Origin of the sequence: Pseudomonas sp. 18.1.10 (assembly GCF_024655625.1) — a bacterium.
Taxonomy (GTDB): Bacteria; Pseudomonadota; Gammaproteobacteria; order Pseudomonadales; family Pseudomonadaceae; genus Aquipseudomonas.
On the sequence record NZ_JANLGL010000223.1, the window covers coordinates 1 to 8,764 of the forward strand.

The following is an 8,764-nucleotide window of genomic DNA, read 5'->3' on the forward strand; positions in this document are numbered from 1 at the left end:
GCGGTGTGTCAGGCAACTGATTCACTAACTGAACCACCGCATTCGCGAGCAAGCCCGCTCCCACATTGGATTGTGGGCTTAGATGGCCAGGCGTACGGGCTGCTCGGCGAGCAAGCGCTCCACCACTTGCAACACCGGCTCAGCCTCCGTGCGCACCAACCAATCCGGGCTCACCTGCACAAACGCCACCGTGCCGTCCTTGGCAATCACCACCACCGTTGGTTGCGGCAACTCCCACGTGCCGGTGCCAGTGGTCTCGCCAATGCTGTTGCCCTTGGCCAACGCGGCATTACGCGACGCCTCGTCAAAGCTGTACAGAATCCCCAGGCGCCGGCCCAGGTTGTTGTCCTGGTCACTGGCCACCAGCAATTGCAGGTTGTGGCGGGTCTTGATCTCCACCAGGCGCTCAGGCACTTGCGGACTCACCGCCACCAGCGGCACGCCGAGTTCACGCAGGCGCGGGTAGAGCTGGCGCTCGTAGTAGGGCAGGGCGATGTTGCACGCCGGGCAGCCGGCAAAGCGGAAGAACACCAGCACCGCCGGGCCGTCGGCCAGCAGCAGATCGCGGTTGAGTTCGCCGCCTTCGACGTTGAGCAAGGTAAACGGGTCCAGCTCGTCGCCGACCTGGACGTAGTCGTCCGGCCGGGCCTCGTCCAGCAGGCGCTGACGCTGGTCGATATTGACCTGCAACGACGCCGGTGCCCAGGTCGCTACACGCTCGGCGTGCAGGTCGGCCAACTGGCGGTTGAGGGATTCGCTCATGCCAGCGCCTCCTGCTGCTCTTCAACCTCGGCGGCGACGCTGTAACGGTTGGCCGGCACATCGAGGCCAAGGTTGTCGCGCAGGGTGTGGCCGCTGTATTCACTGCGGAACAGGCCGCGCTGTTGCAGCACCGGCACCACCAGTTCGGTGAAGTATTGCAGGCCGTCCGGCAGCACCGAGTTGACGATAAAACCGTCACTGGCACCGGTTTCGAACCAGGTCTGGATCGCGTCGGCGACTTGCTCCGGGGTGCCGACAAAATCCCGTTTGGGCCGTGAGAAGCGCAAGGCCACTTCGCGCAGGGTCAGGCCTTCGTCCTTGGCCAGCTGCTTGATGCGGTCGGAACCGCCTTTCTGGCTGTTGGAGCCGAGGTCGCCAAGGTCCGGGAACGGCGCGTCCAACGGGTATTTGCTGAAGTCATGGTCGTTGAACGGGCGACCGAGGGCGACGATGGCATCTTCGACGGTGACCAGGTCCACGGCTTGCTGATAGCGGCTTTCCACTTCGGCGGCATCGCGGCCGACAATCGGGCGGATGCCCGGCAGGATCGACAGGCTGTCCGGGTCACGGCCAAAGCCCTTGGCGCGGCGTTTCAGGTCCTGGGCATACGCCAGGCCTTCCTCGATGCTCTCCACATGCACAAAGATCGCGTCGGAGTTTTCCGCGGCAAAGTTGCGCCCGTCTTCGGAGGTGCCGGCCTGGAAAATCACCGGCTGGCCCTGGCGTGAGCGGGCGATGTTCAACGGACCTTTGACCGAGAAAAATTCGCCCTTGTGGTTCAGCGCGTGCAGCTTGCTCGGGGTGAAAAACTCGCCGCTTTGCTTGTCGTAGGCAAAGGCGTCGTCTTCCCAGGAATCCCACAGGCCCTGGACCGCGTGCACGTGTTCCTTGGCGATGCGGTAGCGCACCGCGTGCGGCGGGTGCTCGGCCTTGCCGAAGTTGTCGGCGGTGCCGCTCAGCCACGAGGTGACCACGTTCCAGCCGGCGCGGCCGCCGCTGATATGGTCCAGGGACCCGAACTGGCGCGCCACCTGGTAGGGCTCGGTGTAGCTGACGGTCACCGTGGCCACCAGGCCGATATGCGTGGTGATCGCGGCAAGTGCCGAGAGGATGGTCAGCGGCTCGAAACGGTTGAGGTAATGCGGGCTGGATTTGGCGTGGATATGCAGGCTGTCGGCGATGAACACGAAGTCGAACTTGGCCGCTTCGGCCAGTTCAGTCTGCTGCTTGTAGAAGGCAAAATTCGTGCTGGCGTTGGGTTGGGCGTTTGGATGGCGCCATTCGCCCCAGCCGTGACCGACACCATGAACCATGGCTCCGAGTTTGAGTTGACGTGGCTTGCTCATGTTCTGCTCCTTTAGCGCGAGGCTTGGTTGAGGGGGGCACGCTTGGCGTTAAAGCTCTTGTCGAAACCCTGGGACACATCGATGTGCTTGGTCAGCAGGCCTTCTTGTTGGTAGATGTCGGCGGTGGCTTGCAGGCCGCTGATGACGGAATCGTCGATGGCCACCGGCGTCAGGCGCGTGTCCTTGGCCACTTCCACGTGCACTTCCAGGGGCAGGCCGGTGATCTTGGCTTGCGCTGCGGCGTATTCATTGGGGTGCACGTTGGCCCAGGCGTAGGCACGGTCCACGCGCGCGACAAAGTCATCCAGCTGCGGGCGCTTGTCGGCGATGGCTTGGCTGGTGGCGGCGAGGTACAGGTGGTTGCTCAACAGCTGGTTGCCGCTGATCAGCACGCGAGCCTTGCTTTGGGAGGTCACCACGGTGGTGTACGGGTCCCAGGTGGCCCAGGCGTCGGCGGTGCCGTTGTCCAGCACCAGGCGCGATTCGCTGGGCAGCAGGAAAATGAACTGCACATCCTTGGTGCTCAGGCCGGCAGTGGCCAAGGCCTTGATCGCGAGGTAATGGCCGATGGAACCGCGCCCGGTGACGATTTTCTTGCCTTTCAGATCCGCCACGGTCTTGATCGGCGAGTCCTTGTTCACCAGCAGGGCGGTGGTGTTGCGCCCTTCGGCGTGGATGATGCTGACCACCTTGAGCGAGGCCCCTGCACCGAGGGCGAAGACGTAAGGCGCATCGCCGAGGGCGCCGATATCCACCGCACCGGCATTCAGGGCTTCGCCCAAGGGCGAGGCCGAGGGGAATTCCGACCACTGGATTTCGTAGGGCACATTTTTGGTTTCGCCGGAGACTTCCAGCAGCGCCTTGATCGTCGATTTCTGATTGGCCACCCGCAGCGGTTGCAGGTCGGCGGCGTGGGCGGTGCCGAGCAGGCCGAGGGCGAGGGCAGTGCCCAGGAGCAGGCGTTTGAAGGGGGTGGTAAAGACCATGGGATGCAGGCTCCAGGCAGATCAAGAAAGGGTTCGGCTACCTCCGCCTGGAGAAGGGGTCGGTGAGTGGGTTGACGTTATTCCCATAAGAACGCTCTGTGAAGTTCTTTTTGGTTATATGTTAATTATTAAAAATATTGATTATGTGGTGATTGATTATTTGTTTGTTGCATTTGATTGAGGGCTGCGCGCCAACGCAAAGATCCCATCCATGCGCCAATGCTCATTCTGATGCCTGGGATCATCCGCCCATTCATCCCACCCCGAGTCGCGGCGGTATTGCCCGAGCAACCCGGCCTCACGCACTGCCACTGGGTCGGGATGGCGCGGGTGTTCGACGTCCGGGTCGACGTAGAGCGCATCGCTGCTGCAATACAACTCACACATGAAGCAGGTCTGGCAGGCCTGTTGCTCGGCGATTACGGGTTTGCCCAGCCCGTCGGCGGCCAGCACATTGGTGGGGCACACGGTGATGCAGTGGCCGCAGCCGTTGCACAGGTCGGAGTAGATCAGTTCAATCATGTTGGGTATCTCTTGTGTGTGAATCACTTGTGGCGAGGGAGCCCTCTAATAGCTCGGGGAAATGGGGTCGAAGCGCGTTTGTATCTGGTCCACACCGGACACGCGCAAATGCCCGTCATACCGCGCGCTCTGCTGCGGCGTGTCACTGCGCTGGTGCATGCCGCGACTCTCCTTGCGCAACGCGGCCGCGGTGTAGCACCAGCGCGCAGTGGCGGCCATGGCGGCGGTTTCGCGGGCGCGTAGGGGGTTGGTGCCAGGCTGTGTGCTGCGCACCTGATCCCAGATGTTGTCGAGTTCGCGCAGCGAGCGGTCCAATTGCTCGCCGCTGCGGAACAGGTTCTTGTCCAGTGGATGGACTTCAGCCTGGATCCGTTGGATCAGTTGCGCACTGCCCCCCGCAGCGCCATCGAACCCATGCAGTGCGCCGTGATACGCAAGCTTGAGCCGCGCCAAGCGTGCCGCGCCGCGCCCGGCCCATTGCCCGGTGGACAACGCCCACGCCGAGTTCTGCGCGCCGCCACCCGATGTGGCGCCGGCAATCGGTTCACGGCTGGCCGCATCACCGGCGGCGAACACGCCGGGCACGCTGGTCTGGCAGTCATCATCAAGCAGGCGCAAACCCCCGACGCCGCGAATGGTGCCTTCGGGGTGCAGGGTTACCGCAAACCGCTGGCGATACGGGTCCACCCCGCGCCGATCAAACGGCAGCATCAAGTTAGGCTGGATGCTCGGCAGCTGTGCGCGAATCTCGGCGGGCACCCGGTTCAAGCGGCAATACACCGGGCCGTTGAGCAGCGCCCTGGCCAAGTCCTCGGTAAACCCCGGGCCGCCACTGATCGCCAAGGGCCGATCCGCCGCGTCGAAGTAGTCGCCAAAGCTGTACACCATCGAACGGGTCATGCTGCTGCCCGCTGCGGCGATGCAGTAGTAGTTGGAGAATTCCATGCCCGACAGTTCGGCACCGGCTTCGGCGGCCATCAGGTAGCCGTCGCCGGTGTTGGTGTGGTTGCCCAGCAGGCGCGAGAGGAACGCGCAACCGCCGGTGGCCAGTACCACCGCGCCGGCGCGGATCAGCCAGTCGCCACCGGCCTGTCGCCGCCAGCCACGAGCACCGGCCACGCGGCCGTGGTCGTCGCGCAGCAGCTCCAGGGCCGGGTGGTGGTCGAGGATCGTCACGCCGCTGTCGAGCACGCGGCGGCGCAGGCCGCGCAGGTATTCCGGGCCGCGCAGGCCACGGTATTGGGTATCGCCGTGTTGGTTTTGCGGGAAGGCGTAGTAGTCGCCAAGGCCCGGCAGGCTGGTCCAGGTGGTGTCGATGGCGCGGGCCATCCAGCGCGCGTCGGCCAGGCCGTAGGCGGTGCCCAGGCGTTTGTCGATGGCGGCTTCGCGGGCGCCGGGCGGCACCCACCAATGGCCTGGGCCGGCGGTGGCGGTGACGCCGCTGGTGCCGCAGTAACCCTTGTCCACCAGGATCACCCTGACCCCTTCGCGGGCCGCCGCGATGGCGGCCCAGGTGCCCGCCAGGCCGCCGCCGACGATCAACACATCGCAGCTCAATTCAGTCATGTCGGGGCCTCAGAAGTTGTACGCCAGGCGTGTTCAGTAATAGGCGCCGGCCCAGTCCTTGATGCCTTGGTTGCCTGGGGTCGCTTCACGACCCAACGGGAGCAAGCTCCCTCGCCACAGGGGTTCAGCCTCCGCCTGGAGAGGGGTCGGATGGGTGCCTGCACCCGGTGTGGGTGCAGGTGGATCGGGGGTGGTCAGATCACGTAGAAACCGTGGGTGCCGTCGCGGGCCAGTTGGGCCACCAGGCCGAATTCCCAGTCCAGGTACGCCTGCATGGCTTCCTTGGGGTTGTCGGTGCCTTCGTACGGGCGGCGATAGCGGTCGATGCGCGGCGAGGCGAGGTGGCTTTCACCCTCTTCCAGCGGCAGTTGGGCGTTGATCCAGCCGGCGGTGCCGTCTTGCAGCAGGAACACTTGCTTGCCGGTGATGGCTTCGACTTCGGCCACCGCGAGGCGCGCCAACTGGCTGCTGCCGCAGGTCAACACGTAGCGCTCGGCGGCGGGCGCCTTGGCCAGGGCGGCGGGCAGTTGCGCCCGCAAGGCCCACCAGGCACCGGGGATATGGCGCTTGACGTAGTTGGCGCTGGCGGTGAAGTCCAGCACCACGGTATCGCCATGGGCCAGCCACTCGGCGAGGGTGTGCGGGCTGATCGACTCGGCTTGCGGCGGGGCTGGCACGGGGGCGACCCACGCACCTTGCTCACTGAAATGTGCCGCTTGCAGGCCGTCCAGCACATGCACTTCCCAGCCCAGTTGGGCGAGCCAGGACGCGGACATATTGGCGCGCACACCATCATCATCCGCCAGCACGATGCGTGCACCGCGCACGCTGGCCACATGGTCGGTTTCCTGCACCAGTTGGCCGCCCGGCGTCGAGCGCGCGCCCGGCAGGTGGCCGGCTGCGAATTCTTCCGGGGTGCGCACGTCGAACAGGTAGGTGGTGCGCTGTGCTTCCTGCTGCCAACGCGTTAGGTCGGCGAGGCTGGCACGGCCGACGCGGGCCTTGTCGGCAACGCGGTGCGCGTCCACGGCGGCGACTTGGCGGTGTTCTTCCGAGGTCGGTGCAAAGCGACGTGATTGGCCGTGGGCGAGTTTCTGCCCGGCCAGCGTCCAGCCGATGGTGCCGTTGCGCAACGCCGCTACCGGGTTGGCCACGCCGGCGTTAATCAGCGACTGCGTGCCGATGATGCTGCGGGTGCGTCCGGCGCAATTGACGATAATGCGCGTGGCCGGATCGGGCGCCAGCTCACGGGCGCGCAGGACCAATTCAGCCCCGGGCACGCTGATGCCGGTGGGGATGCTCATGGTCTGGTATTCGTCGAAACGGCGGGCGTCGAGCACTACCACATCGGCTTGGCTGTCGAGCAGGGCCTGCACTTCTTCGGCGGCCAGGGACGGCGTGTGACGCTCGCTTTCCACCAGTTCGCCAAAGGCCTTGCTGGGCACGTTGACGTCGATAAACAGCTCGCCACCGGCCTGGCGCCAACCGTCCAGGCCACCGTCGAGCAGGCTGACCTGGGTGTAGCCCAACGCGACCAGGCGCTCGGCGGCGCGGGCGGCGAGGCCTTCGCCGTTGTCGTAGACGGTGACCTGGGTATCACGGCGTGGAATACGCGAGTACACCTCCAGCTCCAGCTTGGACAGCGGGATGTTGGCGGCAAACAGCGGGTGGGATTCGGCGAACGGCGCTTCTTCGCGCACGTCGATCAGGGCGACTTCATGACGGTCCAACAGGGCCTGGCGGATCTGGGCGAAGCTTCGGGTCGATACGGTGCTCATAGGGCAGGGCTCTTTTCTTTGGACAAATCCCAGATATTCGGGAGGAAGGCGTTGGAATAACCGGAGATAAACAGTTTCTCGCTGCCGTCGGGCTGGTACACCGCGCGGCGTACCGCACCGATATTGGCGCCGTACACATGGATGCTGATGGACACCTGGTCGCTGTGGGCATTGCTGACTTGATGGATGTCGCCGACCTTGGGCGACACCGCTTCCACCTGGCCCGGCACCAATGCAATCGGCTTGCCCTCGGCCACCAGGCTGCCGTCGGGGGCGCGTGCGAAACCTTGGGAAAGCTCTGCGCCGCGCAACATGCCGATCAGCCCCCACACCCGATGGTCATGAATCGGCGTGCTTTGCCCCGGCCCCCACACAAAGCTGACGATGCTGAAGCGCTGGCGCGAATCGGCATGCAGCAGGAACTGCTGGTAACGCTCGGGGTTGGGTTGGGCGAATTCATCGGGGAGCCAGTCATCATGGCTGACCAGTTGCGCCAACAGCTTGCCGCCACGGTGCAACAGGTCGCCTTCGCGTGGGTTGCCGTCGATCAGTTCCGCCAGGGCGCCAATAAAGGCTCTGAGTCTTTCGGGGTGCGTGGCCTGGGTCATGACGATTCCATCAGTCGGTGTTGATGAGGCTTATCTAAGCATAATGTTTATAGTTAATATGCTATTTTTTAATGATTAGCTTATAGCTGAAGGTAATTTAGAACCGCGCCGACTAGGCTTAGACGTTATCGATCACAGCGCGGACTATTCAGATAGCAATCCTGCAACTATGCTTCGCACACATCTTATTGACTGTTCTCTATGTGCGGCCCAAATGAAAATTGACGATATAGACGCCTTTGTCGAAGTGATTCGTTGCCAGTCCATCAGCCATGCCGCCGAATCATTGCAACTGACCCAGCCCGCCATCACCCGTCGCGTGCAGAACTTTGAGCAGGCGCTGGGGGTGGAGCTGTTCGACCGCAATACCAAGCCGCTCAAACCCACATTGATCGGCACCCGCGTGTATGAGCAATGCCGGCTGATCCTGCGCGAGATGGATGCCCTGCGGGAACTGGTGGCCACCGACGCACCGCCCACCGGCCTGCTGCGCCTGGGCGTGCCGCAGACCATCGGCGACGTGGTGCTGCTCGATGCCCTCAAGCACCTGCGCACCGAATACGCCGACCTGCGCGCCCAGGTCGCCACCGGCTGGGGCAGCCAACTGGTGGGCAAGATCGAGCGCGGTGAGTTGGACGCGGCGGCGGCGTTGTTCCCGGCGGGCAAGATCTTCCCCGACAACATCGTTGGCGAATCCATCGGCAAGATGGAGTTGGTGGTGGTGTGTGCCAAGGCGCAGTTACCGAAGAAGCCGTGCAAGCTGGCGGATGTGTACCAGGACGGCTGGATTCTCAACCCGGATGGCTGCGGCTTCCGTGCGGGGTTGCAGCGCACCTTGTCCGATCAGGGCCTGGCCTTGCGGGTGAACCTGGAGACGTTTGGCACCGAGCTGCAACTGGGCCTGGTCGCCGATGGCCTGGGGCTGGGTTTGGTGCCGCGGCCGTTGCTGGAGCGTAGCGCCCACCGGGAGCAACTGGCGGTGATGCCGCTCAAGGACTTCAAGCCGGTGATGGATTTGTGGCTGATCTATCCGCACTTCCTGGGCAACTTGCAGGGGCCGGTGGATGCGTTTGGCAAGTTGGTTGCGGCTTCGTTGCACAAGATCAGAGACGCTGCTTAACTTCAGTGAAAGCGGCTTTATATGTGGGAGCGGGCTTGCTCGCGAATGCGGTGTGTCAGTCAAAGCTGTTCTAACT

At 63.9% G+C, this 8,764-nt stretch carries 8 protein-coding genes; 1 reads left to right on the forward strand and 7 read right to left on the reverse strand.

Going from position 1 to position 8,764, the window contains the following annotated elements; all coding sequences use genetic code 11:
• Positions 1–78 precede the first annotated feature (78 nt).
• From NUV89_RS25025 to NUV89_RS25055, 7 genes are all read right to left on the reverse strand, one after another.
• Positions 79–762: a peroxiredoxin-like family protein gene (locus NUV89_RS25025; RefSeq protein ID WP_257783429.1), complete on the reverse strand. Its 684-nt coding sequence runs from the start codon at positions 760–762 to the stop codon at positions 79–81.
• Positions 759–2,108 (reverse strand): LLM class flavin-dependent oxidoreductase, encoded by a 1,350-nt coding sequence (locus NUV89_RS25030; protein ID WP_257783430.1) that lies wholly within the window; start codon positions 2,106–2,108, stop codon positions 759–761. The genes NUV89_RS25025 and NUV89_RS25030 overlap by 4 nt, the downstream gene beginning before the upstream one ends.
• A gap of 11 nt (positions 2,109–2,119) precedes the next feature.
• Positions 2,120–3,094, reverse strand: coding sequence for an ABC transporter substrate-binding protein (locus tag NUV89_RS25035; protein WP_257783431.1), 975 nt, complete (start codon positions 3,092–3,094; stop codon positions 2,120–2,122).
• A 156-nt stretch (positions 3,095–3,250) separates the two neighbouring features.
• Positions 3,251–3,616, reverse strand: a complete 366-nt coding sequence (locus NUV89_RS25040; RefSeq protein ID WP_257783432.1) for a ferredoxin family protein — start codon at positions 3,614–3,616, stop codon at positions 3,251–3,253.
• A 45-nt stretch (positions 3,617–3,661) separates the two neighbouring features.
• On the reverse strand, positions 3,662–5,182 hold the full coding sequence (locus NUV89_RS25045) for an FAD-binding protein (RefSeq protein WP_257783433.1): 1,521 nt from the start codon (positions 5,180–5,182) through the stop codon (positions 3,662–3,664).
• 194 nt (positions 5,183–5,376) lie between these two features.
• Positions 5,377–6,960: a rhodanese-related sulfurtransferase gene (locus NUV89_RS25050; RefSeq protein ID WP_257783434.1), complete on the reverse strand. Its 1,584-nt coding sequence runs from the start codon at positions 6,958–6,960 to the stop codon at positions 5,377–5,379.
• Positions 6,957–7,568 (reverse strand): cysteine dioxygenase, encoded by a 612-nt coding sequence (locus NUV89_RS25055; protein ID WP_257783435.1) that lies wholly within the window; start codon positions 7,566–7,568, stop codon positions 6,957–6,959. Before NUV89_RS25055 ends, NUV89_RS25050 begins: the two co-directional genes overlap by 4 nt.
• 214 nt (positions 7,569–7,782) lie before the next feature.
• On the opposite strand from NUV89_RS25055, the gene NUV89_RS25060 reads away from it, so the two are divergent.
• Positions 7,783–8,688: a LysR family transcriptional regulator gene (locus tag NUV89_RS25060; protein ID WP_017736142.1), complete on the forward strand. Its 906-nt coding sequence runs from the start codon at positions 7,783–7,785 to the stop codon at positions 8,686–8,688.
• Positions 8,689–8,764: the final 76 nt, after the last annotated feature.